The sequence below is a fragment of the Stenotrophomonas sp. TWI1149 genome (assembly GCF_039673155.1).
In the GTDB taxonomy this organism is placed as follows: domain Bacteria; phylum Pseudomonadota; class Gammaproteobacteria; order Xanthomonadales; family Xanthomonadaceae; genus Stenotrophomonas; species Stenotrophomonas maltophilia_AA.
In genome coordinates this window covers 115,390-140,304 of the sequence record NZ_JBDJLB010000004.1, presented here as the reverse complement: position 1 = coordinate 140,304, position 24,915 = coordinate 115,390, and the positions used below count along the sequence as shown (strand labels likewise).

24 protein-coding genes and 1 pseudogene are annotated in these 24,915 nt (G+C 68.3%); all 25 read right to left on the bottom strand.

All coding sequences use genetic code 11. The features are described 5' to 3' along the window. Positions 1-325: 325 nt before the first annotated feature. The 25 genes and pseudogenes from ABE424_RS06145 to fliJ all read right to left on the bottom strand — a co-directional run bounded on the left by ABE424_RS06145 (position 326) and on the right by fliJ (position 24,913). The gene (locus ABE424_RS06145; RefSeq protein WP_346492151.1) at positions 326-2,299 is read right to left on the bottom strand and encodes a chemotaxis protein CheA; all 1,974 of its coding nucleotides are present in this window, start codon (positions 2,297-2,299) and stop codon (positions 326-328) included. Between the two features lie 45 nt (positions 2,300-2,344). Continuing rightward, positions 2,345-2,710, bottom strand: coding sequence for a response regulator (locus ABE424_RS06140; RefSeq protein ID WP_088435039.1), 366 nt, complete (start codon positions 2,708-2,710; stop codon positions 2,345-2,347). Next, positions 2,707-3,015, bottom strand: a complete 309-nt coding sequence (locus ABE424_RS06135) for an STAS domain-containing protein (protein ID WP_019182915.1) — start codon at positions 3,013-3,015, stop codon at positions 2,707-2,709. Before ABE424_RS06135 ends, ABE424_RS06140 begins: the two co-directional genes overlap by 4 nt. Before the next feature lie 99 nt (positions 3,016-3,114). After that, positions 3,115-4,422 carry a chemotaxis protein CheW gene (locus ABE424_RS06130; RefSeq protein WP_346492152.1) on the bottom strand — a complete coding sequence of 436 codons (1,308 nt, stop codon included), beginning with the start codon at positions 4,420-4,422 and terminating at the stop codon, positions 3,115-3,117. Then, positions 4,419-5,201 carry a ParA family protein gene (locus tag ABE424_RS06125; protein WP_176989048.1) on the bottom strand — a complete coding sequence of 261 codons (783 nt, stop codon included), beginning with the start codon at positions 5,199-5,201 and terminating at the stop codon, positions 4,419-4,421. The genes ABE424_RS06130 and ABE424_RS06125 overlap by 4 nt, the downstream gene beginning before the upstream one ends. 176 nt (positions 5,202-5,377) lie before the next feature. Next, a pseudogene (motD, locus tag ABE424_RS06120) lies at positions 5,378-6,208 on the bottom strand (flagellar motor protein MotD); the annotation flags it as partial. A gap of 1 nt (position 6,209) precedes the next feature. Beyond that, entirely contained in the window at positions 6,210-6,950 is a 741-nt protein-coding gene (locus tag ABE424_RS06115; protein ID WP_176989046.1) for a flagellar motor protein, read from the bottom strand. A gap of 79 nt (positions 6,951-7,029) precedes the next feature. Then, the gene (locus ABE424_RS06110; protein ID WP_346492153.1) at positions 7,030-8,859 is read right to left on the bottom strand and encodes a chemotaxis protein CheA; all 1,830 of its coding nucleotides are present in this window, start codon (positions 8,857-8,859) and stop codon (positions 7,030-7,032) included. A 5-nt stretch (positions 8,860-8,864) separates the two neighbouring features. Continuing rightward, positions 8,865-9,479, bottom strand: coding sequence for a protein phosphatase CheZ (locus ABE424_RS06105; protein WP_346479391.1), 615 nt, complete (start codon positions 9,477-9,479; stop codon positions 8,865-8,867). Then, positions 9,479-9,871: a chemotaxis response regulator CheY gene (gene cheY / locus ABE424_RS06100; protein ID WP_019182908.1), complete on the bottom strand. Its 393-nt coding sequence runs from the start codon at positions 9,869-9,871 to the stop codon at positions 9,479-9,481. Before cheY ends, ABE424_RS06105 begins: the two co-directional genes overlap by 1 nt. Before the next feature lie 16 nt (positions 9,872-9,887). Beyond that, a complete protein-coding gene (locus tag ABE424_RS06095) occupies positions 9,888-10,634 on the bottom strand; it encodes an RNA polymerase sigma factor FliA (protein ID WP_019182907.1) in 747 nt (248 codons plus the stop codon). Next, complete coding sequence (locus ABE424_RS06090) at positions 10,631-11,518, bottom strand: MinD/ParA family protein (RefSeq protein ID WP_346490433.1); 888 nt, start codon at positions 11,516-11,518, stop codon at positions 10,631-10,633. Before ABE424_RS06090 ends, ABE424_RS06095 begins: the two co-directional genes overlap by 4 nt. After that, positions 11,505-13,151: a flagellar biosynthesis protein FlhF gene (gene flhF / locus ABE424_RS06085; protein ID WP_346492154.1), complete on the bottom strand. Its 1,647-nt coding sequence runs from the start codon at positions 13,149-13,151 to the stop codon at positions 11,505-11,507. The genes ABE424_RS06090 and flhF overlap by 14 nt, the downstream gene beginning before the upstream one ends. A 149-nt stretch (positions 13,152-13,300) precedes the next feature. Beyond that, the gene (gene flhA, locus ABE424_RS06080) at positions 13,301-15,382 is read right to left on the bottom strand and encodes a flagellar biosynthesis protein FlhA (protein ID WP_346479436.1); all 2,082 of its coding nucleotides are present in this window, start codon (positions 15,380-15,382) and stop codon (positions 13,301-13,303) included. 17 nt (positions 15,383-15,399) lie between these two features. After that, a complete protein-coding gene (flhB, locus tag ABE424_RS06075) occupies positions 15,400-16,530 on the bottom strand; it encodes a flagellar biosynthesis protein FlhB (RefSeq protein WP_176989041.1) in 1,131 nt (376 codons plus the stop codon). Positions 16,531-16,684: 154 nt separating this feature from the next. Beyond that, entirely contained in the window at positions 16,685-18,829 is a 2,145-nt protein-coding gene (locus ABE424_RS06070; protein WP_346492155.1) for an EAL domain-containing protein, read from the bottom strand. Positions 18,830-19,007: 178 nt separating this feature from the next. Continuing rightward, the gene (gene fliR, locus ABE424_RS06065; protein ID WP_313211871.1) at positions 19,008-19,799 is read right to left on the bottom strand and encodes a flagellar biosynthetic protein FliR; all 792 of its coding nucleotides are present in this window, start codon (positions 19,797-19,799) and stop codon (positions 19,008-19,010) included. A gap of 11 nt (positions 19,800-19,810) precedes the next feature. Beyond that, entirely contained in the window at positions 19,811-20,080 is a 270-nt protein-coding gene (locus tag ABE424_RS06060) for a flagellar biosynthetic protein FliQ (protein WP_019184809.1), read from the bottom strand. 39 nt (positions 20,081-20,119) lie between these two features. Next, on the bottom strand, positions 20,120-20,902 hold the full coding sequence (fliP, locus tag ABE424_RS06055; protein ID WP_019184808.1) for a flagellar type III secretion system pore protein FliP: 783 nt from the start codon (positions 20,900-20,902) through the stop codon (positions 20,120-20,122). 2 nt (positions 20,903-20,904) lie between these two features. Further along, on the bottom strand, positions 20,905-21,306 hold the full coding sequence (fliO, locus tag ABE424_RS06050) for a flagellar biosynthetic protein FliO (RefSeq protein ID WP_176989038.1): 402 nt from the start codon (positions 21,304-21,306) through the stop codon (positions 20,905-20,907). Beyond that, positions 21,303-21,656, bottom strand: coding sequence for a flagellar motor switch protein FliN (gene fliN, locus ABE424_RS06045; protein WP_176989037.1), 354 nt, complete (start codon positions 21,654-21,656; stop codon positions 21,303-21,305). Before fliN ends, fliO begins: the two co-directional genes overlap by 4 nt. After that, the gene (fliM, locus tag ABE424_RS06040) at positions 21,653-22,660 is read right to left on the bottom strand and encodes a flagellar motor switch protein FliM (RefSeq protein WP_176989036.1); all 1,008 of its coding nucleotides are present in this window, start codon (positions 22,658-22,660) and stop codon (positions 21,653-21,655) included. The genes fliN and fliM overlap by 4 nt, the downstream gene beginning before the upstream one ends. An 8-nt stretch (positions 22,661-22,668) precedes the next feature. Next, positions 22,669-23,187 carry a flagellar basal body-associated FliL family protein gene (locus tag ABE424_RS06035; protein WP_346492156.1) on the bottom strand — a complete coding sequence of 173 codons (519 nt, stop codon included), beginning with the start codon at positions 23,185-23,187 and terminating at the stop codon, positions 22,669-22,671. A 116-nt stretch (positions 23,188-23,303) separates the two neighbouring features. After that, entirely contained in the window at positions 23,304-24,455 is a 1,152-nt protein-coding gene (locus ABE424_RS06030) for a flagellar hook-length control protein FliK (protein WP_346492171.1), read from the bottom strand. Continuing rightward, a complete protein-coding gene (gene fliJ / locus ABE424_RS06025) occupies positions 24,455-24,913 on the bottom strand; it encodes a flagellar export protein FliJ (RefSeq protein ID WP_179458999.1) in 459 nt (152 codons plus the stop codon). Before fliJ ends, ABE424_RS06030 begins: the two co-directional genes overlap by 1 nt. Between the last annotated feature and the right edge of the window lie 2 nt (positions 24,914-24,915).

The following is a 24,915-nucleotide window of genomic DNA, read 5'->3' as shown; positions in this document are numbered from 1 at the left end:
GGGGAGAGACGGGAGCGGAGGAGCGCGCGACGGTTGCCGTGGTCGCTACTTCGGATAGCGGCGTTGATCGGCCGCAACTTGATAGTGCGGCGTCACATTTTTTTCACGGACGTGGCCAACGTTCAGCGGGCCGGGATGGTTGCTGCTGCAAGGGTTTGCCGGGCGTTGACCGTACGCAGGCGGAGGGTGGGGGCCGGTGCTTTGCGCCGCGGCCCTCGATGGAGTTCACAGTTCGGTCTGTGCCGCCTGCCGTCGTCCACCCACGAACGAACGCCGCCGCTCCCGGGGGAGCGGCGGCGTCGGGGACAGCGTGAGGGCGGTCGCGTTACGCGGCCTGCGGCACCTTGAGCGAGCGCACCAGGCCGCCGATGTCGACGATCAGCGCGACCCGGCCATCGCCGAGGATGGTGGCGCCGGAGACACCGCTGATGCGGCGGTAGTTGTTCTCGATGTTTTTGACCACGACCTGCTGCTGGCCGACCAGTTCGTCCACTTCCAGCGCGATCTTCTGGCCATCGCCTTCAACGACCACCACCAGTGGATCATCCAGCGCACGCCCGCCGTAGCCGTAGTACTCGCTGAGCGAGAGGATCGGCAGGTACTCGCCACGCACCCGCAGCACGCGGCCTTCGCCGGCCATGGTGCGCACATCGTCGGCCTGCGGCTGCAGGGCCTCCAGCACGTAGGCCAGCGGCAGGATCAGTGTTTCGCCGGCGACCGAGACGGTCATGCCGTCCAGGATCGCCAGGGTCAGCGGCAGGCGGATCAGCACGCGGGTGCCGTTGCCGGCCTGGCTCTCCAGCTGGACTTCGCCACCCAGTGCCTGGATGTTGCGGCGGACCACGTCCATGCCGACGCCACGCCCCGACAGATCCGTGACGGCATCGGCGGTGGAGAAGCCCGGCTGGAAGATCAGGTCCCACACCTGCGAATCGGTGGGGTTGTCCGGCACGCTCAGGCCACGCTCGAGCGCCTTGGACAGGATCTTGTCACGGTTCAGGCCGCGACCGTCGTCGCTGACTTCGATCACGATGTGGCCGCCCTGGTGCGAGGCGGCGAGCGTGATCGTGCCGGTTTCGTCCTTGCCCGCCTCGCGACGCACGTCCGGCATTTCCAGGCCGTGGTCGATCGAATTGCGGACCAGGTGCACGAGCGGATCGGCGATCTTCTCGATCAGGCCCTTGTCCAGCTCGGTGCCTTCGCCGATGGTGCGCAGGCGCACGTGCTTGCCCAGGCGTGAGGACAGATCGCGGACCAGGCGCGGGAAGCGGCGGAACACCGCGTCCACCGGCAGCATGCGCACGCCGATGACCGCTTCCTGCAGATCGCGGGTGTTGCGTTCCAGCAGGTCCAGGCCGGTCAGCAGCTGCTCGGCCTGCGCCGGATCCAGCGCGTGCGAGACCTGCTTGAGCATGGCCTGGGTGATGACCAGTTCGCCGACCAGGTTGATCAGTGCATCGACCTTGTCGACGCTGACGCGGATCGAGGTCTCGGCTTCATGTGCAGCGGTGGCCGGTGCGGCAGCGGCCGGTGCAGCGGCGACGGCGGCGGCCGGCTTGGCCTCGACCGGCGTGCTGGTAGCCAGGCTCGGCGGTGCGGCCGGACGGATGTCCAGTTCGCAGTCGTCCACGACCCAGGCGAAGGTGTCTTCGATCTTGCTGCGCGGCACCTTGCCGACCAGGCCAAGATCCCACGCCAGGTGGGCCTCGAGCGGATCGAGCTGATCGAAGCCGGGCAGGCGGTCCAGGCGCGCGGCGACCTGCAGCGAACCCAGGTGCTCGAGCTCGCGGATGATGCGCAGCGGGTCGTTGCCGCTCATGAACAGCGACGGTGCCGGCACGAAGCCGATCTGCCACGCCTCGGGGGTGTCATCGACCTTGGCGGCGGCGACCGGCGCAGCGGCGGTGGCCTGGCCGGACAGCACCGCTTCCAGCCGCGCCTTGACGTCGGCGACCGCCTGCGGATCGGCGGCCTGGCCGTGTTCGGCTTCACGCAGCAGGGCACGCAGCACGTCCACCGAGGCCAGCATCGCGTCGACTGCGGCCGGCTCCAGCGCCCGCTTGCCAGCGCGCAGTTCGTCCAGCAGCGTTTCCAGCACGTGGGTCAGGGCAGCGATCGCGTCGAAGCCGAACGTGCCGGCGCCCCCCTTGATCGAGTGCGCGGCGCGGAAGACCGAGTTGATGATTTCCGGGTCCTGCTGGCCCGATTCGAGCGCCAGCAGGCCAGCTTCCATCGCATCCAGCCCCTCGCGGCTTTCTTCGAAGAAGGTGGCGTGGAAACGTTGCAGATCCATGCTCATGGTGCGGGGTGTCCAGTTGCGAGGGGAGGGAAGGGTGAAGCGGGATCAGCCCAGGACTTTCTGGACGGTGGCGACCAGCTGTTCCGGATTGAACGGCTTGACCAGCCAGCCGGTCGCACCGGCGGCCTTGCCTTCGGACTTCTTGTCGGCGGCCGATTCGGTGGTCAGCATCAGCATCGGCGTGAACTTGTAGTCCGGCAGCTGGCGCAGCTCACGGATCAGCGCGATGCCATCCATGTTGGGCATGTTGACGTCGGTGACCACCGCGTTGAAGCGTTGGCCCTTGGCACGACCGAGGGCGACCGCGCCGTCTTCGGCTTCCTCGACGGAAAAGCCGGCCGAGGTGAGGGCGAAAGAGACCATCTGGCGCATCGACGCCGAATCGTCCACCACCAAGATACGTGCGCTCATGCAGCGTTCTCCACAGATTTCAGGTTGTCATGGGGTGCATCCAGGCCGAGGGCCTGGGTGACGCCGAGCAGACGCGCGGCATCACGGAAGGTTGCGGTGCAACCGTGGAATCCGGTGGGATGCCCGGCCTTGCGGCGGGCCTCGACGAATGCGCACAGCACCTGCACCGAGGCGGTATGGATACGGCCGATCTGGCTGGCATCCAGCGTCAGATCGCCGGCCTGATCCACCAAGGGGGCCAAACGGGTTTTCAGCTCGGTGCTGGTCTCGATTCCGAGATCATCACCCAAGGCCACAGTGCTCATCATTGCTCCGGACAAACGGTTCCGAGGTCTATAACGGCCCAAACCAACAAAGCTTTAGCGGAGACCGCGCGCAGCGCGGCACCGGCCTCCGCCACTACGTCAGTTCAGCAGCTGGGTCGCGTCCAGCAGGATCATCGGTTGCGCGCCGCCACGGGCCACGCCGCGGAACAGATCATTGGAGATCTGGCAGATCCGGGCGGTGTCCGGCGGCTCGATCTGGGAGTCGGTGAGGTTGGCGACATCTTCCACCGCCGACACGCGCAGGCCCATCGTCTCGCCATTCTCTTCCAGCACCACGATGCGGGTATTGGCATCGTTGCCGGCCGCGCTGCTGCCCAGGTGGATGCCAAGGTCCATCACCGGCACCACCTGGCCACGCAGGTTCATGATGCCCAGCATCGCCGGCGAGGTGCCGCGCAGCGGCAGCAGCGGTACCGGCAGGACCACTTCCTGGACCTTGAGCAGCTCCAGCGCGTAGGCCTGGGCGCCACACCGCAGGCGCAGCCAGCGCGAGGTCCGTTCGGCGGCGCGGCGGTTCTCGCGTGGGCTCGAGGCCGGGTCGCGTGCCTGCCGCTGCAGCTCCTCCCAGCTGCCGGGTCGGCTCGTTGCCAGCGAGGGCGCGTTGGCACGGGCGCTTGTGGCGGCCAGCATGGGCGCCATGGCCGGCATCGAGCGCGCTGCCGGCGCACGAGCGGCGGCCACGACGGGGACGGCTGCAGGGGCTGGGGCAGGTGCCGGAGCCGGTGTGGGCGCGACGACCGGTGCGGGGGCCGCAACGGGTGGGGCGATGGCAGCCACGGGACCGGTTTCGTAGACGACCTCGGGTGGCAGGTCGTCCCAGCTCGGGCGGGCCTCGTCCGCGGGCGCGGGCATGGCGCCGCTGAGGAGCGGGTCGTTGCGGAGTTCGTCGAGCAGGTCGTTGAAGCCAGGGGTCGGGCCCACCGTCTCCGCGGGCAGCGTCATCGATCCGCTGAGGAGGGGGTCATTGCGCAGTTCATCGAGCAGATCATCGAAGCCAGGTGCTGCGACGGGGGCCGCCGCGATCGCAGCATCCGTTTCAACCGCCGCCTCGACCACCGCAGGGGCGGCGGACAGGGTCATCGCGCCACTCAGCAGCGGATCGTTGCGCAGTTCATCCAGCAGGTCATCGAAGCCTGGGGTGATGACCTCTTCAGCCGCGGCGGGCGCCGCTGCAGTGATGATCGCATCGACCGTTGCAGGTTCAGCCTCGAGTGCTTCGACAGCTTCGACAGCTTCGACAGCTTCGACAGCGTCGACAGCTTCGACAGCTTCGACAGTTTCCACAGCGTCGGCAGCTGCAACGGGCATCGAAGCCTCCGCCGGCGCCGGCATCGCGTCGCCCAGCAGCTGCTCCAGGTAGTCGTCGAGTACGCCGGCGGTGTTCATGCCGCGCGCTCCATCTGCTGCGCGTCGTCGGCCAGGATCCATTCCAGCGCGCGGCGATAGGCGGCCAGGCCGCGGCCGGGGTAATCCCCGGACTGCGCCGGCACGGTCAGGCTGGCGGCGTTGCAGATGCGGGTATCGACCGGGATCGCATCTTCCCAGACGCGGTGGCCGTGTTTGTCCTGCATCTGCTTGACGGTTTCGTTGCCGGCACGCGTGCGGCGGTCGAACAAGGTGGGCAGGATCGACATCGGCAGGGGGCGGCGGCGCGAGCGCTCGACCATCTCGCCGGTACGGACCATGCCGTCCAGTCCGTGCAGTGCCAGCGGCTCGGCCTGGGTCGGGATGATCAGGCGGTCGGCCGCGGCCAGTGCGTTGATCATCAACAGGCCCAGGGTCGGCGCGCAGTCGAGCAGGATGTAGTCATGCTGACCCTGGTGGCGGCCGAGCGCATTCTGCAGGGCCAGGCCGAGACCGGGCTGGTTGGCGCTGCGGCGTTCCAGGGTGGCCAGGGCCGCCTGTGCGCACACGTAGTCCAGGCCCGGAATGTCGCTGGGGTGGGCGAGGGTGGAGAGCTCGGCCGGCGGCGCGCCGAACAGTTCCAGCACGCCCTGCGGCGGCGGATCCAGCGCGACGCCGAAAGCGCGGGTCAGCGACGAATGCGGATCCAGATCGATCAGCAGCACGCGGTGGCCCTGCGCGGCCAGGCCGCGGCCGAGCGCGAGCGTCGTGGTGGTCTTGCCCACGCCGCCTTTCTGATTGGCAACAGCCCAGATACGCATGCGGTTCACTCCTTCATTGCGGGCGGAACGGCGGCGCCAACGCGGCTGCCGGCCGGCACCGGTGGCAACTGCACCGGTGCGATGGGGGTAACAGAGGCGCCAGCGGCGGGTGCCTTGGTGGCATCGGTGGCGTCGGCATCGGCACTGAGCCGGTCGGTGATCGGGTCGATGCCCTGCGCGGTATCGGCCAGGATGATCACCATCACCCGCCGGTTGCGGTTGCGGCCTTCGGCGCTGGCGTTGTCTTCGCGGGGGCGGAACTGGCCATAGCCGACCATCGCCAGCCGTGCCGGCTGCAGGCCCTGGTCGGCGAACAGATGCACCACGCTGGCCGCACGCCCGGCCGAGAGTTCCCAGTTGGACGGGAACAGCGAGGTGGCGATCGGGATGTTGTCGGTGTGGCCTTCCACGCGCACGCCATTGGGCGCATCGCGCAGCACGTCGGCCAGTTTGGAGAGGGTGTCGCGTGCATGCACGTCCAGCGTGGCCGAACCGGTCGGGAACAGGATGTCGCTGTTGATCTCGACCTCGATCCACAGCTCGGTGCGGCGCACGGTGATCATCCCGCGCTCGATCAGCGGCGCCAGCGTGGCGGTGAGCTTGTCGGCGATGCCGTTGAGCTGGCGCTCGGCACGCTGCAGCTGTTCCTGGTTGCGGATCGAGACCGGCATGCGCATCTGCGAGGCCATCGCCGGCAGCAGGGTCGGGTCGTTGGTCGGCGCCGGTGCGGAAGGGCCGATCTTGGTGCCGGCCCTGATCACCGAGGGGCTGTCCCAGCCGCCGCCCTGGACCTGCTGGTTGCCGACCTGGACCGGGTTGATCGTGCGCGGCGCGCCGCCGAACGCGGTGGTCAGCGCATCGGCCATGATCCGGTACTTGCCTTCGTTGAGCGAGGAGATGGCGTACATCACCACGAAGAAGGCGAGCAGCAGCGTCATGAGGTCGGCATAGGGGATCGCCCAGGCCTCATGGTTGGCATGTTCTTCGTGGTGCTTGCGACGGGCCATGTCAGTGCAGGAACCCGGACAGGTTGGTTTCGATGTTGCGCGGGTTCTCACCCTGGGCGATCGAGATCAGGCCTTCGATGATCATTTCGCGGTCGCGGCTGTTGTGGTGGATCACGCTCTTGAGCTTGGCCGACACCGGCAGGAACAGCAGGTTGGCCGAGGCGATGCCGTAGATGGTGGCGGTGAACGCCGCCGCGATGCCGTGGCCGAGCTTGCTCGGGTCGGCGAGGTTCTTCATCACCGCGATCAGGCCGAGCACGGCGCCGATGATGCCCAGGGTCGGCGCATAGATGCCCATGCCCTCGAACACCTTGGAGGCGGCCAGATCCTGGCTCTCCTGGCTGCTCAGCTCGATTTCCATCATGTGCCGGATGGTCTCCGGCTCCACGCCGTCGACCAGCAGCTGCAGGCCTTTGCGCAGGAACGGATCGTCCTGGGCGTCGACCTGGGCTTCCAGGCCGAGCAGGCCCTGGCGGCGGGCGATGTTGCTCCACTCCACGATCTGCTGGATCAGCTCGCGGCGGTCGCTGCTCGGCGGCAGGATCACCCAGCGCACGATCTTGAAGGCGTGCTTGAACACGGCCGGCGAGGTATGCAGCAGGATCGAGGCGATGGTGCCGACGATGACGATCACGAAGGCGGCCGGCGACCACAGCGACGCCAGACCGGCCCCCTTGAGGATGCTGCCGCCGACCAGCGAGGCCAAGGCGAGGAAAAGTCCAATGAGGCTGAGTCTGTCCATGGGTCCGTTATCGGCTTGTGTGAATGGGACTTGAGACGCCGAAGGAATCCAGTGATGCGGCGGTCACACTTTCACAGGGTCAATCGTGGTGGGTGCGCAGCCCGTCCACGTCCAGGATCAGTGCCATCCGACCGTCGCCGATCAGGGTGGCACCGGCATAGCCGCGCAACCCGCGCAGGGCCTTGGGCAGTGGCTTGATCACCACTTCCTCGCGGCCACGCACCTGGTCGACCACCAGGCCGAAGCGGGCTTCGCCGGCCTGCAGCACCACGATGGTCAGCAGCGAGGACGGCATCGGCTCCACATCGAGCCAATGGCGCAGGTCGACCAGGGCCAGCGTGTGCGACTTGCGGTCCAGCACGGCACGGCCGTCGAACCAGCCCAGCGAGGTGTTGGGGGCATGCAGCACCTCCATCACGCGGGCCAGGGGCAGGGCGTAGACGTCCTCGCCGGCCTGCACCAGCAGGGTCGGCAGGATCGCCAGGGTGAGTGGCACGCGGATCATGAAGCGGCTGCCACGGCCGAGTTCGGACTGGATCTGGATCTGGCCGCTCAGCTCGCGGATGCGCGACTGGACCACGTCCATGCCCACGCCGCGGCCGGAGATGTCGGTGACCTGCTGCTTGGTCGAGAAGCCGGGCAGGAACACCAGGTGCAGGCACTCCTCGCTGCTGAGGCGGGCGGCGGCTTCCGGGTCGATCAAGCCCTTCTCGCGGGCCTTCTGGCGCAGGCGTTCGGGATCGATGCCGGCACCGTCGTCCTGCACTTCGATGCTGACGTAGTCGCCTTCCTGCTGGGCCGAGAGCCGTACATGGCCGCTGCGCGGCTTGCCCTGTGCCTCGCGCAGGTCCGGCATTTCCACGCCGTGGTCGATCGCGTTGCGGACCAGGTGCACCAGCGGATCGGCCAGCGCCTCGACCAGGTTGCGGTCGAGTTCGGTTTCCGCGCCGATCAGCTCCAGCTCGACTTCCTTCTTGAGCGAACGCGCGACATCGCGGGCCACCTTGGGGAAGCGCGAGAACACCTTGCCGACCGGCTGCATGCGGGTGCGCATGACCGCCGACTGCAGGCGCGCGGTGGCGATGTCCAGCGTGGACACGGCGCGGTCGAGTTCTTCATCGTGCAGGCGTGCGCGCAGGGTCTTGAGCCGGTTGCGCGACAGCACGAGCTCGCCGATCAGGTTGACGATGGCATCCAGACGCTTGGTATCCACGCGCACGGTGTGCTCGGCTTCGGCAACCGGTTTGGCCGGCGCCGGCTTGGCCATCGGCGCCGCCGGGGCGGCCACGGCACGCGGAGCCGGTGCGGCGGCGACGGCCTTGGCACCGGGAACGGCGCCACCGTGGAGCTGGTCGAGCAGGGCTTCGAACTCGTCCTCGCCGATCAGGCCGTCATCCTTCTTCGGGGCCGCGATGGCGGTCGGTGCGGCCCCGCCATGCAACTGGTCGAGCAACGCTTCGAACTCATCATCGGTGATCATCTCGCCGCCGCTGCTGGCCGTGGTGGCGGCCGCCGGCGCCGGCGTGGCCGGCCCGTTGACATCGAACTGGGCGATCAGCTCCGGCGGAGCATAGCCCGGCTCGGTGCCGGCCGAGACCGAATCGAGCATCGACTGCAGGTAATCCAGCGACTGCTGGGCCGCATCGAAGTGGTGGGCCTGCAGCGTGGCCTGGCCGGAGCGTGCCATGCCGAGGGTTTCCTCGGCGGCGTGGCACAGCTCGACCATCGCCTGGATGCCGAGGAAGCCGGCACCGCCCTTGAGCGTGTGGAAGCCCCGGAACACGGCGTTGAGCTGGTCGGTGTCCTGGGGCGCCTGCTCCAGCGACACCAGCTGTTCGCCGAGGCGGTCCAGGATTTCCTGGGCCTCGAGAATGAAGTCGGCAGCGATATCGTCTGGAACAGCACTCATGAGCGTTACAGTCCCAGGTCCGAAAGCAGGTCGTCGGCGTCGTTCTGTGACACCGCGTGGCGATCCAGGCCGTTCACGGCCGGGCCGGCCAGGCCGTTGTTGTCGCGCTTCTTTTCGTCGTCCTGCGGCGGCAGGCCGAGCGCGCCGAAGCCCTCGTGCACGCGACGCACGATCCCGACCACGCGGCGGATGATCTGCCCGGTGAGGTCCTGATAGCTCTGCGTCAGCGCGATTTCGGTGAGGTTGTGGCGGATCCGGTCCAGCTGCTGGCCCTGGTCGGGCGTCAACCCGTTGGCACGCAGCTGCTCGGTGAGCGAGCGGCATTCCTCGGCCAGGTCCAGGGTGCGGTGGGTGGCCTGTTCGGTCATCGCCACCACGTGGTCCAGGCGCGCGCAGGCGTCATCCAGCTCGCCGGCTTCGCTGGGCAGGCTGGGCAGCTCGCCCAGGGCCTGGCCGAGCTCGCGGGCCAGGCGGTTCAGGCCGGCCATCATCGGCTGCGTGCGCAGCGCGGCGAGGGCGTCGATTTCCCGGCGCCAACCGGCTTCGTCACCACTTTCCAGTGCGGCCAGGGCGTCCTGCAGGCGCTGCACCAGCGCGGATTTGTCGCTCAGGGTCTCCATCAGGCGCTCGCCGCCAGGCGTTCGAAGATCTTGCCGAGCTTTTCTTCCAGGGTCTGGGCGGTGAACGGTTTGATGATGTAGCCGTTGACGCCGGCCTGCGCCGCTTCGATGATCTGCTCGCGCTTGGCTTCAGCGGTCACCATCAGCACCGGCAGGGTCTTGAGCTTGGCGTCGGCACGCACGGCCTTGAGCAGGTCGATGCCGGTCATCACCGGCATGTTCCAGTCGGTGACCACGAAATCGAACGGCTGGCTCTGCAACATCGCCAGCGCGGCATGCCCGTCCTCGGCTTCGGCCGTATTGGTGAAGCCCAGATCGCCCAGCAGGTTCTTGACGATACGACGCATGGTCGAGAAGTCGTCGACGATCAGGATACGCATGTTCTTGTTCAAAGCACTTTCCTCGATTTCAATGGTTCTCGAGGCCGGCGTCTGCCGCCTCGAAGATCTTCAGCCGGCCCCGCAGGCGCAGCACGGCCTGGCCATGGATCTGGCACACGCGCGATTCGCTGACACCCAACACGGCGCCGATCTCTTTCAGGTTCAGTTCCTGCTCGTAGTACAGCGAGAGCACCAGCTGTTCGCGCTCGGGCAGCAGGCCGATCGCGTTGCCCAGCTCGCGCCCGAACTCACCGCGCTCCAGTACCTGCTGCGGGGTCGGGCCGCCCTGGGCGACGGTATCCAGCTCGCCCTGGTCTTCGATCCGCGATTCCAGGCTCAGCACCTGGCCGCGCGAGGCGTCCTCCATCAGGCGCAGGTAGTCGGGCAACGGCATGTCCATCGCGGCCGCCACTTCGGTGGCGCTGGCGGCGCGGCCGGTGCTCTGCTCCAGCCGGCGGATGGTCGCGGCAGCATCGCGGGCACGGCGGTGCACCGAGCGCGGTACCCAGTCGCCGCGGCGGATCTCGTCGATCATCGAGCCGCGGATGCGGATCGAGGCATAGGTCTCGAACGAGGCGCCCTGATCCGCGTCGTAGCTGCGCGAGGCCTCGATCAGGCCCATCATGCCGGCCTGGATCAGGTCATCGACCTCCACGCTGGCCGGCAGGCGCGCCGCCAGATGGTGGGCGATGCGGCGGACCAGGTCGGAGTGCTGGGCAATGCACTCGTTGGCCGCGGTCCGCTGGACTTCTTTGTATTGTGCTGCGCCCTTCATGCCGTCACCCCGCGTTGCTTGAGGATGCGTTCCAGGAAGAACTCGACCCCGCCACGCGGCTCGGTCGGGGCCTGCCAGCGCGCGGTACGGCGCGCGATTTCGGTCAATGCCAGGGCCGACGGGCTGGACGGATAGGCTTTCACCACCGGCTGCTGGCGCTGCACCGACAGGCGCAGCCAGTCATCCTGCGGCACGCAGCCCAGGTAGTTCAGCGAGACATCGGCGAGGAACTTGTCGCAGACGCGGGTCAGCTTTTCGTAGAGCACGCGACCTTCGTTCGGATCGCGGACCATGTTGGCCACGACCTGGATCCGATCCACGCCGCGTTCGCGCGAGAGCACCTTGATCAGCGCGTAGGCATCGGTGATCGAGGCCGGCTCATCGCAGACCACCACCACGGTGTCCTGCGCGGCCTGGCAGAAGGTCAGCACGCCATCGGTGATGCCGGCGGCGGTGTCCACGATCATGATGTCCAGCTCGCGTTCGAGCTCGGAGAACACGTTGACCAGGCCGACGTGCTCGGCCGGCTGCAGTTCGGCCATGTGGCGGCGGCCGGACGCGGCCGGGACCACCAGCACGCCACCGGGGCCTTCCATGATCACTTCTTCCAGGGTGCAGCGCCCGGCGACGAGGTCGGCCAGGGTCACCTTCGGCTGCAGGCCCAGGATCACGTCGATGTTGGCCAGGCCGAGGTCGGCGTCCAGCAGCAGCGTGCGTTTGCCCATGTCCGCCAGCGCCACGGCCAGATTGGCCGAAACGTTCGTTTTGCCCACGCCGCCCTTGCCGCCGGTGACGGCGATGGTGCGGACCGGGCCCAGCGGCTGGCTTCGGGTAGCCGACAACGGGAAGGTCTTGGTCAGCTTGGCGTACTCACGCGACGGCATGGTTCAACTCCGGGTTGCAGGGCATATCGGCCGCGCGGCGCAAATCTTCAAGGCGAAGTACAAGATTGGCCGCACTGGCACGGTGCAGGTCTTCGGGAACGTCCTGGCCATCGGTGACCCAGGTGATCGGCAGGCGGTGATCCACGGCCACCGACAGGGCGCTGCCAAAGCGGCCGGTCTCGTCCAGCTTGCTCAGCACCACGCCCTGCGGGTTGGCGGCGCTGAAGCGACGGACGACCTCGTCCATGTCACCGAAACTGGTGTTGGCCGGCAGCACCAGCAGGGTGCGGATCTGCTCGGCAGCGCGCAGCCACTGCAGCTGGGCGGCCAGGGCGCGGTCGCGCGGGCCCAGCCCGGCGGTGTCGATCAGGACCAGCTTGTAGTCCTTCAGGCGCTCCAGCAGCTGGTTCAGATCGCTGCCGCTGCTGGCCTCATGGACCGCGATGCCGAGCTGGCGGCCGAAGCCGTACAGCTGCTCGCGGGCGCCGATGCGGCCGGTATCGGTGGTGACCAGGGCGACGTCGCGGGCGGCATGCGCTTCGGCGAAGCGCGAGGCCAGCTTGGCGATGGTGGTGGTCTTGCCGGCGCCGGTGGGGCCGACCAGGGCGATCACGCCGCCGGCTTCGAGCGGGTCGACCGGGGCGATCGGCAGCTTCTTGGAGAGCAGGCCCAGCATCAGGCCACGGCCGCGATGGGCTTCGGTATCCAGCGGAATCTGCATGGCCACGTCGCGGCTGATGCCGGCGTCGAAGCCATACTCGTCCATCAGGTCCAGCGCGGCGGCACGGACCGGCGAGCCACGCAGACGCTCGTCGGTGAAGCGGTGCATCTCGCGCTCGATGACGTGGCGCATGCCGGCCACTTCGTGGCGCAGCTGGCGGATCTCTTCGTCGTCGCGCGGGACCACGATCAGTTCCGGCACGCTGGCCACGACCGGTGCCGCTTCATTGGCGGCGGTTGCGACGGTCACGGCGATCGGCAGCGCCGGCGGCAGGGCCGCGGCCACGACCGGCAGCGGCGCGAGGGCGGCGGCGGCCGGCACGGCGGTCTCGTCCATCTCCTCCAGCGGCGGATCGATGACGAAGCGGGCGCGGTTGATCGGGGCCGGTGCCGCGACCTCGTGCGGCAGGGCCGGCGAAGCGGCGGCGGCCTGTTCCACATTGAACGGCGCGAAGATCTGCTCCGGCAGCGACGGTTCGTTGACGGCAGGGCTGACGCTGGCGCGGGCCAGGGTGGCGGCGAAGCCATCGCTGCCGCGCTGCGGGACGCTTTCGTTGGCGGTATCGAGCGTACGGCCGGTCGCGCCGACGGCGGCGCGCGCCAGCGCGGCCACGGCCGAGGTGGTGGCGGCCACCGGTTCCGGCGTGGCGACCGGGACCTTGCGGCGGGTCACGGCGGCGATCACGGCATCGGCGGCGCTGCGGGGGCGCGGTGCCGGCGCCGGGGCGACGTCCTTGCGGGCCGCTTCCAGTGCACGCTGCACGGCGCTTTCGTCATAGTTGGCCGCCGCCACGATCTCGACGCCTTCCTCGATCCGGCGGTTGGACAGGATCACTGCGTCCGGACCGTGTTCCTTGCGCACCAGGTTCATGGCCGAGCGCATATCGGAGGCGACGAAGCGTTTGATTTTCATGCTGTGGTACCGGGACTGGGGCGGCGGAGTGGTGGAAGGGAAACGCTGGTTGTCGGTGGTCTGCACGGTCAGGGAGTCCCTTTATTTCCTGCTGCGGTGAAATCGAATGAGGTGTCTGTTTTCTGTCGCGGTGCCGTCGGAGGTCCGGCTCAACTGATCGTGCCGACCAGCTTCAACCGTTTGTCCTCGGGCACTTCGCTGTAGGCGAGTACGGACAGCGAGGGGACGCTGTGGCGTACCAGCCGTGCCAGCGCGGCACGTACCGGGCCGGGCACCAGCACGACCGCGGGCTCGTTCTTCGCTTCCTGCTTGCCGACACATTCGGCCAGGCTTTGATGCAGTCGCTCGGCGAGTCCGGGTTCCAGCGCGGCGCCGTTGCCCTGTGTGGACTCCTGCAAGACGCGTTCCAGTTGCGGGTTGAGGGTGAAGACCGGCAGCTCGGGCGACATCCCGGCGATCTCCTGCACGATGAAACGGCCCAGCGCGTTGCGCACCGCGGCGGTCAGCACGGCCGGGTCCTGGCTGGTCGGCGCGCTTTCCACCAGCGATTCGACGATCTTGCGCAGCTGGCGGATCGGAATGCGCTCGATCAGCAGGTTCTGCAGCACCCGCACCACCGCCGACAGCGGCAGCGACTTCGGCGTCAGATCTTCGACCAGCTTCGGTGCGCTCTTGGCCAGGTTGGCCAGCAGCTGCTGCACTTCCTCATGGCCGAGCAGTTCCGGGGCGTGCTCGCGGATCAGGTGCGACAGATGGGTGGCGACCACGGTGGCCGGGTCGACCACGGTGTAGCCCATCGATTCGGCATTGGCGCGCTGGTGCGGCTGGATCCAGGTGGCATCCAGGCCGAAGGCGGGATCCTTGCCGGCGATGCCTTCCAGCGTGCCCAGGGCACTGCCCGGGTCCAGCGCGAGTTCGCGGTCCGGATGGATCTCGGCGGTGGCCACCGGCACGCCGTGGATCAGCAGGCGATACGCGCTCGCCGGCAGTTCCAGGTTGTCGCGGATGTGGACGGAGGGAATCAGGAAGCCGATGTCGTGGGTGAGCTTGCGGCGCACGCCCTTGATCCGGGCCATCAGTTCGCCGCCCTGGTTCTTGTCCACCAGCGGGATCAACCGGTAGCCGACTTCCAGGCCGAGCGGATCGACCGGGCGCAGTTCGTCCCAGGTCAGCTCGGCGGTGGGCGAGGGCGCGGCACCGGGCAGGCCGAGGGTGTCGGGGCGGTTGGCCGCCGGCGATTCGGCCGCGCGGGCTTCGGCCGTGCTCTTCTTCCAGGCCTTCCAGGCGATGAAGCCGAGGATGGCGGCCAGCGTCAAGAAGGCGACGTTGGGCATGCCCGGCACCAGGCCGACCACCGCCAGAATCGCGGCGGCGATGGTGAGCGCGCGGTACTGGCCGAAGACCTGGCCCATCATGGCCTGGGCCATGTCCTGCGAGCGCGAGGCGCGGGTGACCAGCATGGCCACCGCCGAGGAGACCAGCAGCGCCGGCAGCTGGGCGACCAGGCCGTCACCGATGGAGAGCAGGGTGTAGGTCGCCGCGGCATCGCCGAACGGCATGCCGTGCTGGAGCACGCCGACCGCCAGGCCGCCGACCAGGTTGATGAACAGGATCAGGATGCCGGCGATCGCATCGCCCCGGATGAACTTGCTGGCGCCGTCCATCGCGCCGTAGAAGTCGGCTTCCTCGCGGACCTCCTCGCGGCGCGCCTTGGCCTCTTCACGCGTCAGCAAACCGGCGTTGAGATCGGCGTCGATCGCCATCTGCTTGCCGGGCATGGCGTCCAGGATGAAGCGGGCGGTCACTTCGGAGACACGGCCGGCACCCTTGGTGATCACCACGAAGTTGATGATGGTCAGGATCGCGAAGACCACGATGCCGACCGCGTAGTTGCCGCCGATGACGAACTCGCCGAACGAGGCGATCACCTTGCCGGCCGCCTCGTGGCCGTTCTGGCCGTTGAGCAGGATCACGCGGGTGGAGGCTACGTTCAGCGCCAGCCGCAGCATCGTGGTGATCAGCAGCACGATCGGGAAGATGGTGAAGTCCAGCGGGCGCTTCACGTACACCACCGCCAGCAGCACCATCAGCGAGATGGCGATGTTGAAGGTGAACAGTGCATCGAGCACCGCCGGCGCCAGCGGCACCACCACCATGGCCAGCAGCGCCAGCACGATCAGCGGGGCACCGAGCCCGTGGCGGATCATGTCCAGTGCGCGGCGCACGTTCATTCCGGCAGGCTGGGCGCTCATGGGCGGCCTCCCTTGCCGAACTCATCGATATCGATGCTGGGCGAGGCCGGCATCGGGCCGGTCCGCCAGCTGCGCAGCTGGTAGACGTAGGAGAGCACCTGGGCCACGGCCGAATACAGTCTCACGGGAATTTCCTTTCCAAGTTGACCTTCCCGATACAAGGCGCGTGCCAAAGGCGGGGCGGAGACGATGGCGACCTTGTTGCCGTCGGCCACTTCACGGATGCGCAGGGCGGTTTCATCCACGCCCAGGGCGACCACGGTGGGCGCGCCCATCTTTCCGCCCTCGTACTTCAGGGCGACCGCGTAGTGGGTCGGGTTGACCACCACGACGTCGGCGGTGGGCACCGCTTCCATCATCCGGCGGTTGGACATCTGCTGTTGCAACTGGCGGATGCGGCCCTTGACCTCGGGGCTGCCCTCGCTTTCCTTCATCTCCCGGCGCAGTTCTTCACGGGTCATCTTCAGCTTGCGCATCCAGTTCCAGCGCTGGTACGGCGCATCGATGGCGGCCAGCAGCATCATCGCGCCGCCGGTGGCCAGCATCAGCTTCAGGGTGAACCCCAGGCCGTGGACCATGGCGGCCTCCAGCGGCTGGTTGAGCAGGTCGCGCAGCGGGCGGATGCCGTGCCAGACCACCAGTCCGGCCGCGGTGCCGACGAAGGCGATGCGCAGCAGGGACTTGGTGAACTCGGCGATGGCTTCCGGGCCGTACAGCCGCTTCATGCCCGCCATCGGGCTCATGCGCTTGAAGTCCGGCATCATCGCCTTGCCCGACCAGCGCAGCCCGCCCATCACCACCGGCGACAGGAAGCTGGCCAGTAGGCAGATCACGATCAGCGGCCACATGCCCAGCAGCAGGCGCAGCAGCAGCTCGCCGAAGTGGCCGAACAGCGCCTGCGGATGCAGCCGCAGGCCCGGCTCCGGGCTCAGCGCGAACTGCATCCAGGTCTTGGCGTTGCGCGCGATGGTGCCGGAGAACGCCATCAGTGCCAGCACACCGGCACCGAACACGGCCGCCGTCGCCAGCTCCCGCGAGCGCGGGATGTTGCCCTGTTCCCGGGCATCGCGCAGGCGTTTTTCGGTGGGTAATTCGGTTTTTTCGCCGGCTTGTTCGTTCTCGGACATCGGGGCGCGATACGGGAGGAGATACTTGGGTCCGTGCAAGAACCATTCCGTGAGCCGCGAGCCAAGGTAGTGCGGGCGGAGGGCCGTATATTGGTTTTGCGTGGTGTTTTTCGAGGCGCCGGCCCGCGGCCGGCACTACCTCACTGACCCTGCATCAGCCGGCCGAGGCCCCTGGCCGCGCCTGCGCCTTCCAGCCGGCCGCCACCTCCACCCGCGGCCGGGGCAGGTCATGCAGCTGCATGAAGCGCTGGGCATCCACCGGACGCCCCAGCAGATACCCCTGCAGGTAATCGCAGCCCAGTCGTTCCAGGTAGGCCCGCTGGCCGACCGTCTCCACGCCCTCGGCGACGATGTCCATGTCCAGGGCATGCCCCAGCGCCACGATCGCCGAGACGATCACCACGTCCTCGGAGCTGTTTTCCAGATCGCGCACGAAGGCGTGGTCGATCTTGATCTCGGTGGCCGGCAGGCGCTTGAGGTACAGCAGGCTGGAGTAGCCGGTGCCGAAATCATCGATGGAGATGCCCACGCCCAGCGCGGCCATGGCCTGCAGCAGGGTAAGGCTGGCCTCGGTATCACGCATCACCGTGTTTTCCGTGATCTCCAGGATCAGCCGGCGTGGTTCGATGCGGTGGGTCTGCAGCGCCTCGCGGACCTCCTGCAGCAGGTTGGGCGAGGCGAACTGGATCGGCGAGAGATTCACCGACACCGTCCAGCCGTCATGCCCGGCGTCGTGCCAGACACGCAGTTGGCGGCAGGCCTCATCCAGCGCCCAGCGCCCGATCTCGTTGATCACGCCGCTGCGCTCGGCCAGGCGGATGAAGCGGTCCGGTGGAATCAGCCCCTGCTGCGGATGCCGCCAGCGGATCAGCGCCTCGGCGCCGCTGACCGACTGCCCGGCCACGCGGGTCTTGGGCTGGTAGTGCAGGAACAGCTGTTCGGTCCCGATCGCGCGGCGCAGGTCGGCCAGCAGCTGGAACTGCTGCTCGGCGCTGTCATTCATCCAGTCCGCAAACAGCACGTAGGCGTTGCGGCCGGCTTCCTTGGCCTGGTACATCGCCGCATCGGCGAAGGCCATCAGCTGGCGTTCGCTGGCGGCATGGTCCGGGCAGATCGCGATGCCGATGCTGGCGGTCACCTGCAGATCGTGGCGCGGCAGCAGCGGCTCGCCGCCGACGGTCTGGATGATGCGGCTGGCCAGTGTCGCCACGTCCTCGTCGTTCTCGATAGGGACCACCAGCACGAACTCGTCGCCGCCCAGCCGCGCCATCATGTCCGCCGGCCGCAGCAGTTTGCGGGTGCGGTCGGCGACGGCCACCAGCAGGGCGTCGCCGGTCTGATGGCCGTAGGCGTCGTTGACCTGCTTGAAGCCGTCCAGATCCATGAACATCACCGCGAAGCGGCTGCCACGCTGTTCGGCCTCGGCCAACGATTGCTCGATGCGCTGCTGCAGCAGCCGGCGATTGGGCAGGCGGGTCAGCGGATCGTGCAGCGCCGCCTGGGTCAGCTCGGCGTGGGCGTCGTCCAGCGAACTGCTCAGGTCGGTGTTGCGCAGCCGCAGCAGCTGCGCCTCCATGCGCTGGTCGAGCCAGGAGACGATCAACACCACCGCCAGGATCGCGATGGTCAGCACCAGGACCACCAGTGCCAGCCATTGCGCCTGCAGGCCGTCACCGGCCGCCGCGCCGCAGATGCTGCCGGCCGGGAAGCGCGCCGCGGCCATGCCGGTGTAGTGCATGCCTACGATCGCGGTACCCAGAACCAGCGCCGGTGCGGCGCGGTCGCGCAGCCGACGGTGCGTGCTGCGCAGGCGGAAGGCGATGAACAGCGCGGTCCATGAAGCGACCACCGCGATCACCAGCGACAGCGCCACCCAGCCGGCGTGGTAGTCGATCCCGGGCTGCATGTGCAGCGCAGCCATGCCCAGGTAATGCATCGAGGCGATGCCGCTGCCCATGAGCACGGCGCCGAGCGCGAGGCGGCCGTGCGGCAGGGTGGGTTGCGATACCAGCCACAGGGCGAAGATCGAAGACGCCATGGCGGCCAGCAGCGAGACCGTGGTCAGGCCGAGCGCGTAGCCGAGCGGGATCGGCAGCCGGAAGGCGAGCATCCCGATGAAGTGCATGGACCAGATGCCCAGCCCCATCGCGCAGCCGCCCCCGACCAGCCACAGCCAGGTGGTGCGGGGCGTGGCCGCGGTGGTGACCCGGCTGGCCATGTCCAGCGCAGTGAATGAGGCCAGCACGGCGACCAGGAACGAAACGACCACCAACCACGGGGTGTAACTGCCGATCAGCATGGATGACGCTCTCCCTGGTCAACATCTGAGCGATACGACAGAACGCGGCGCCATCACCGCAGAGTACCGGTGAAGGCCTCGTCTCCAGCCAAGACTAACGCCACGCCCGGGGGGGATCGCAAGGGGCAGGCGCGCGGCGCCGCGGAGCGCTGGCGTGGTTGTCCCGGCGTGTCCCGGGTCAGCGGCTGACGCTGTCGGCGGCATCGAACGCCGCGTCGAACAGGCGCTGCACCGGTGGGCCCATTTCGCCGGCCAGCACCGTGAGCAGGAACAGCCCCAGCAACAACGCCACCGGCAGGCCCAGCTGGATCGGGTTCAAGGCCGGCGCCGCACGGGCCAGCACGCCGAAGGCCAGGTTGATCGCCAGCATTGCCACGGTCAGCGGCAGCGCCAGGGTCAGCGCGCCACGGAAGACCTGCAGCAGGAAGGTCGGGGCAATGCTCAGGAACGCCTGTGGATCGGGCAGCGAGGTGCCGATCGGCAAGGCCTTGTAGCTGTCCATCAGCAGTGAGATCAGCGCCAGGTGCCCGTTGACGGTGAAGAACAGCAGGCCGAACAGCAGATAGAACCACTGCCCGATCACGCCGGAGCTGCCGCCGCGCAGCGGATCGCTCATCTGCGCGAACGCCAGGCCGGTGCCCTGGGCCACCAGCTCGCCGGCCATCGCGCCGGCCTCGAACACCAGCCGCAGCAGGAACCCGATCGAGACACCGATCGCCAGCTCGCGGGCGATGGTCAATACCGTGGCTGCATCGAAGCCGGTCCATTCCGGCACCGGCGGCAGCATCGGCGACAGCGCGATCGCCAGCGCACCGGCCAGCAGCACGCGGATCCGCGACGGCACCGCGCGGGTGCCGATCAGCGGCATGGCCATCAGCATCGCGCCGATGCGCAGCATGGTCCACAGGATCGTGCCGATCATGCCGAAGGCCTGCAGGCCATCGGCTGCCATCTGGGTCGCGGAATCCACGGCGGCGGGCCTCAGCCGATCAGGTGGGGAATGCGCTGGAACAGCAGCGTGGTGTATTCGACCAGGTGGCCGATCAACAGGCTGCCCAGCGCGAACAACACTACGGTCAGCGCGGCCGCCTTAGCCACGAAGGCGATGGTGGGTTCGTTGAGCTGGGTCGCGGCCTGGACCACGCCGACCACCACGCCGACGATCAGCACGGTGAGCAGCAGCGGGCCGGCGACCCACAGCACGGTGATCAGGCCACCACGCAGTTCGGTCAGGGCAAGTTCGGGCGTCATGTCGGTCTCGGGTCCGTATCGGTCAACAGGGCGGGGCGGTCAGACCGCATTGAAACTGGCAGCCAAGGTGCCAACCACGAGAACCCAGCCATCCACCAGCACGAACAACAGGATCTTGAAGGGGGCGGAGACCAGCATCGGCGAGAGCATCATCATGCCCATCGACATCAGCACGCTGGCCACGACCAGATCGATGATCACGAACGGGATGAAGATCAGGAAGCCGATCTCGAACGCGGTCTTCAGCTCGCTGGTGACGAACGAGGCGACCAGGATCGGGAAAGGGATGGCATCCGGGCTGGAGTAGGTGCCATGCCCGGCCATGCCGGCGAAGGTCATCAGGTCCGTCTCGCGGATCTGGGCCAGCATGAAGGCGCGCAGCGGCTGGGTGGTCAGCGTCCAAGCGGTCTGGAAGTCGATCTCGCCGTTGAGGTAGGGCGCCATGCCGCTGCCCCACGCCTTCTGCCAGACCGGCAGCATCACCATCGCGGTGAGGAACAGGGCCAGGCCGAGCAGCACCTGGTTGGACGGTGTCTGGCCGGTGCCCAGCGCCTGGCGCAGCAGGCCGAGCACGATGATGATGCGGGTGAAGGCGGTCAGCACCAGCAGCATCGACGGGATCAGGGTGATCGCCGTCATCAGCAGCAGCGTCTGCAGCGGCAGGCTGACCGGCTGGCCGCCGATCTTGCCGACATTCACGTCCGGCAGCGCCGGTACGCCCGGCACGCCGGGCGCGGCCCAGGCCAGGGCCGGCAGCGCGCACAGCAGGGCGGTCAGCAGCAGCGGCAGGTAACGGGTCCAGGAGGTACGGGGGCCACGCATGATCAGGATTCCTTGCGCAGCCGCTGTTGCAGCAGCTGGGCGAAATTCGGGAGGTGTTTGAAATCGGGAAGGCGCGCCGGCGGCGGGGTCGGCAGTGGTTCGGGCAGCTGATGCAGCGTGTTGATGCCGCCGGCGGTGACACCCAGCAGCAGCTGGGTGCCATTGACCTCGACCACCACCACGCGCTCCTTGGCGCCGACGGTCAGGCTGGCGACCACGCGCAGGCCTTCGGCCGGGCGGAAGCCGCTACCGGGCATGCGCTTGAGCAGCCAGCCGAGGCCGACGATCAGTGCCAGCACGCCCAGCAACGCCAGCACCGCACCGAACATGCCCGGTGCGGCGGCGGCATGCTGGCCGACCTTGACGGTCGAGGCGCCGGCCGCGATCAGCAGCCCGGCACTCAACGCAGTCTCCGGATCCGTTCGCTCGGGCTGACCACGTCGGTCAGGCGCACGCCGAAGCGGTCGTTGATCACTACCACCTCGCCATGGGCGATAAGGGTGCCGTTGACGAACACGTCCAGCGATTCGCCGGCACCGCGTTCCAGTTCCACCACCGAGCCCTGGTTGAGCTGCAGCAGGTTGCGGATCGGCAGGCGGGCGCGGCCGACTTCCAGCGACAGGGTCACCGGTACATCCAGGATCACATCCAGGTTCAGCTCGGGACCGAGGTTCTCATCGGACTGCAGCGTGGTGAACTGCGCGGGCGTCGGTTCCACCGGGGACAGCGGTTCGTTGGATTCGATATCGTTCATTTCGAGACTTCCTGGAGTACGGGAACGCGTGGGCGGGTGCCCGGGGGATGGGTGGCGGTGATCTTGACGGCGTTGCACCCGTTGGCGATGCCGAACTCGCCGGTGAACACCGGGATGTTCTCCACGCACAACGGCACCTGCGCCGGCATGTCGATCGACAGGATGTCGCCGACCTTCAGGCCGGTCAGTTCACGCAGGGTCATGCGCTTGCTGGCCAGCACACTGGAGAGCGTGACTTCGGCGATGTTGAGCTGTTCGCGCAGCATCACGCCCCAGCTCGCGTCGCGGTCGTTGCGATCGCTCTGGATGCCGGCATCGAGCAGCTCGCGGATCGGCTCGAGCATCGAGTAGGGCAGGGTGACGTGGATGTCGCCGCCACCGCCGTCGAGCTCGACGTGCAGGCGGCAGACCACCACGTACTCGCGCGGCGTCACGATGTTGGCGAAGTGCGGGTTGATCTCGGAGTTGATGTACTCCAGCTCCACGTCCATCACCGGCGCCCAGGCTTCCTGCAGGTCGGCGAAGGTCTGCTTGAGCAGCAGGTGGATGACGCGCATTTCGGTGGCGGTGAACTCACGGCCTTCGATGCGGGTCGGGTAGCGCCCATCACCGCCGAAGAAGTTGTCCACGATCGCGAACACCAGCGTCGGCTCGAACACGATCAGCCCGGTGCCGCGCAGCGGCTTGAAGCGGATCAGGTTGAGGTTGGTCGGCACGTACAGCGAGTGCATGTAGTCGTTGAACTTGATCAGCTCGATGCCACGCACGGAGAGTTCGGCCGAGCGCCGGATCAGGTTGAACAGGCCGATGCGCCACAGGCGCGCGAAGCGCTCGTTGACCATTTCCAGGGTCGGCATGCGACCGCGGATGATGCGGTCCTGGCTGGCGAAATCGTACGAGCGCGCCTCGCCGGGCGTGGGCGCATCGATGTCGGTCTCGACCGCACCGGAGTCCACGCCATGCAGCAGGGCATCGATCTCGTCCTGGGAAAGCAGGTCATTCATGGTCGCCCTTACTGGGTCACGAAACTGGTGAACAGCAATTCGTCGGCACCGGGCTTGCCGGTCTCGGCCTTGAGCAGCTTCTGCACTTCGGCCAGGGAACTGGCCTGCAGGCGCTCTTTGCCGGCGCGGTCGGCGATGTCGGTCGGTTCGACCTGCGAGAACAGCATCAGCAGCTTGGCGCGGATGGCCGGCGCATGCAGCTTGATCGCTTCCATCGCGGCCGGGTCGCGGCTCACCAGCTGCACTTCGACCTGCAGGTAGCGCGGGCCGTCGAAGCTGCTGTTGAGGTTGACCACGAACGGCGGTTCCAGGCCGAAGTACTGCGCCGGGGCAGGCACGGCGGTTTTGCTGGTGGCCGGCTTGGCAGCCTTGTCGTCGTGCTTGGACTGGGTGAAGTACCAGACGCCGCCACCGGCGGCGCCGGCGGCGAGCACCGCGACCAGGGCGGTGACCAGGAGCGGACTGCGCGGCTTGGCGGTCTTGTCCTTGTCGGCGGATTTCTTGGTTTTATCGGCGGCTGCGGCCACGAGGGGAAGCTCCAGAGGATTGCTTCCTGCCTACATGCAAAGCGCGTGCCTGAATGCTGGAGATGGCGTGCGTCGGGTTTCTGGCGGGGTGGTTGAGGCCGCGCCGCCGCGTGCGATCACGCGTAGGCGTCGACCAGGCCGCGCTGGCGGATCAACTGGGACGGGGACAGGGTGGTGTCGGCCAGCGCCGGCTCTCCGTCGTCGCCGGTCATCCCGCCGCTGCCATCGCCACGTCCGCCGTCGGGCGCGGTCTGCTGCTGGCCCACGTCGGCGTTGCCGAGCTGGAAGCCCTGCTCGCCGAGCAGCTCACGCAGGCGCGGCAGACTGCTTTCCAGCGCGTGACGCACATCGGCGTGGGCGCTGGTGAAGGTGGCATGGACCTTGTCGCCGTCCAGCTGCAGGCGCACCTCGATGGGGCCCAGGTCGTTCGGGGTGATCTTGATATGCGCGTGGCCGATCTTCTGGTCCGCCAGCCAACCGACGCGGGCGCCGACGGCATCGTCAAAGTCTTCGCCGCCCAGATGCGGGGTGGCGGTCGGCGAGCCGGTGAACAGGCTGGCGACCACCGGCTTGGCCTCGGTCATGCCCTGCAGCGCATGCAGCAATGGGCTGGCGGGGGCATCGGGGCCGTCGTTGGTGGCCGCGTTCAAGGCGTCCGTGAAGGTCTTCAGCAGCAGGGCATCGTCGGCCGGCGCGGCCTCGGCGGCCAAGCCGGGCAGTGCGATGCTGCCGTCGGTGGACGGCGCGGCGGCCAGCGCTGGCGTGGTGGCGTTCGCATCCGGGGCGGCAGTCGCCAGGGCTGGCAGTGCCGCATTGGTGCCCGCGGCGGCACCGGTCGCCACGGGTGTGACCGGCGTGGGCGCCGGTACCGGCAGCCCGTTCAATGCCAGCCCGGCCAGCCCCAGCGGCGGCCATGCGGCTTCGGTGTCGTCGGCCGGTTCGGCGGCCGGCTTCTCCGCCGTGGCCGGTGCTTTGCCCGTGGCATCGGTGGCGGCGACCGTGTCGTCCGCCTTCTTGGCGCCGGGCCTGGCGGGGCGCGTCGTTGCGTCCTTGTCCGGGCCGGGGGTGTTGGTGGAGGCGCTCTTGCCCGTGTCGCGGCTGCTGCCGGATCTGCGCGGGGTGTCGTTGCGCGGTGGCTCATTGCCCGGCTTGAGCAGCGCGTCAAAGTCCCGACGGTCGGTGCCGCTGGCGCTGTCCGCGCGGGGGCTGGACGAAGTCCCGCCCGTATTCTGTGCGGATGCGGCGCCGCCGAGCAGGGCGGGGGGCATCACGGGGTGCCTCCGTTCTCGCTGTCTTCGCGCTGTGCCTGGCGCGAGCGCCGGGCCCCGAGGTCGTCCATCTCGCGCTGGTCGCGGCGGTCGGTGACCACCTTTTCCTGCGCGCGGTAACTGGCGGCCAGCTGTTCCAGCACCTGCTTGTCGCGGCTGGCCAGCAACAGGCGGGCGCGCTCCGCGTCGACCTTCTCGCGGTTGTTGTCCACGGTCTGCCGCTGCTGGGCGACCGCACTGTCCAGGCGATCCAGGAAGGCGCGGCGGTTCATCAGCTGGGCCGGGCTGGTGGCCGACATCTGTGCGCCGGCGTACTCCTCGGCGTAGCGGCGCAGCTCATCCAGGCGCGACACATGCGTGTCGAGCGCGCGCTGGCGCTCGGCCAGGTCGCGGGCGACCTCGTCTTCGTGGTCCTGGGCTCGTTTCAGCAAGGGGTCGAAGCGCTTGGATTGGATCATGG

Bases quoted from the DNA above. Each gene is read 5' to 3' on its own strand.
- flhF (WP_346492154.1), bottom strand. From the start codon at position 13,151: ATGAAAATCAAACGCTTCGTCGCCTCCGATATGCGCTCGGCCATGAAC.
- ABE424_RS06115 (WP_176989046.1), bottom strand. From the start codon at position 6,950: ATGGACAGACTCAGCCTCATTGGACTTTTCCTCGCCTTGGCCTCGCTG.
- ABE424_RS06140 (WP_088435039.1), bottom strand. From the start codon at position 2,710: ATGAGCGCACGTATCTTGGTGGTGGACGATTCGGCGTCGATGCGCCAG.
- ABE424_RS06130 (WP_346492152.1), bottom strand. From the start codon at position 4,422: ATGAACACCGCCGGCGTACTCGACGACTACCTGGAGCAGCTGCTGGGC.
- flhB (WP_176989041.1), bottom strand. From the start codon at position 16,530: ATGTCCGAGAACGAACAAGCCGGCGAAAAAACCGAATTACCCACCGAA.
- ABE424_RS06030 (WP_346492171.1), bottom strand. From the start codon at position 24,455: ATGCCCCCCGCCCTGCTCGGCGGCGCCGCATCCGCACAGAATACGGGC.
- fliJ (WP_179458999.1), bottom strand. From the start codon at position 24,913: ATGATCCAATCCAAGCGCTTCGACCCCTTGCTGAAACGAGCCCAGGAC.
- ABE424_RS06090 (WP_346490433.1), bottom strand. From the start codon at position 11,518: ATGCCGTCGCGTGAGTACGCCAAGCTGACCAAGACCTTCCCGTTGTCG.
- fliM (WP_176989036.1), bottom strand. From the start codon at position 22,660: ATGAATGACCTGCTTTCCCAGGACGAGATCGATGCCCTGCTGCATGGC.
- fliP (WP_019184808.1), bottom strand. From the start codon at position 20,902: ATGCGTGGCCCCCGTACCTCCTGGACCCGTTACCTGCCGCTGCTGCTG.
- fliN (WP_176989037.1), bottom strand. From the start codon at position 21,656: ATGAACGATATCGAATCCAACGAACCGCTGTCCCCGGTGGAACCGACG.
- ABE424_RS06110 (WP_346492153.1), bottom strand. From the start codon at position 8,859: ATGAGTGCTGTTCCAGACGATATCGCTGCCGACTTCATTCTCGAGGCC.
- ABE424_RS06105 (WP_346479391.1), bottom strand. From the start codon at position 9,479: ATGGAGACCCTGAGCGACAAATCCGCGCTGGTGCAGCGCCTGCAGGAC.
- ABE424_RS06145 (WP_346492151.1), bottom strand. From the start codon at position 2,299: ATGAGCATGGATCTGCAACGTTTCCACGCCACCTTCTTCGAAGAAAGC.
- ABE424_RS06060 (WP_019184809.1), bottom strand. From the start codon at position 20,080: ATGACGCCCGAACTTGCCCTGACCGAACTGCGTGGTGGCCTGATCACC.
- flhA (WP_346479436.1), bottom strand. From the start codon at position 15,382: ATGAACGTGCGCCGCGCACTGGACATGATCCGCCACGGGCTCGGTGCC.
- ABE424_RS06125 (WP_176989048.1), bottom strand. From the start codon at position 5,201: ATGCGTATCTGGGCTGTTGCCAATCAGAAAGGCGGCGTGGGCAAGACC.
- ABE424_RS06070 (WP_346492155.1), bottom strand. From the start codon at position 18,829: ATGCTGATCGGCAGTTACACCCCGTGGTTGGTGGTCGTTTCGTTCCTG.
- ABE424_RS06135 (WP_019182915.1), bottom strand. From the start codon at position 3,015: ATGAGCACTGTGGCCTTGGGTGATGATCTCGGAATCGAGACCAGCACC.
- ABE424_RS06095 (WP_019182907.1), bottom strand. From the start codon at position 10,634: ATGAAGGGCGCAGCACAATACAAAGAAGTCCAGCGGACCGCGGCCAAC.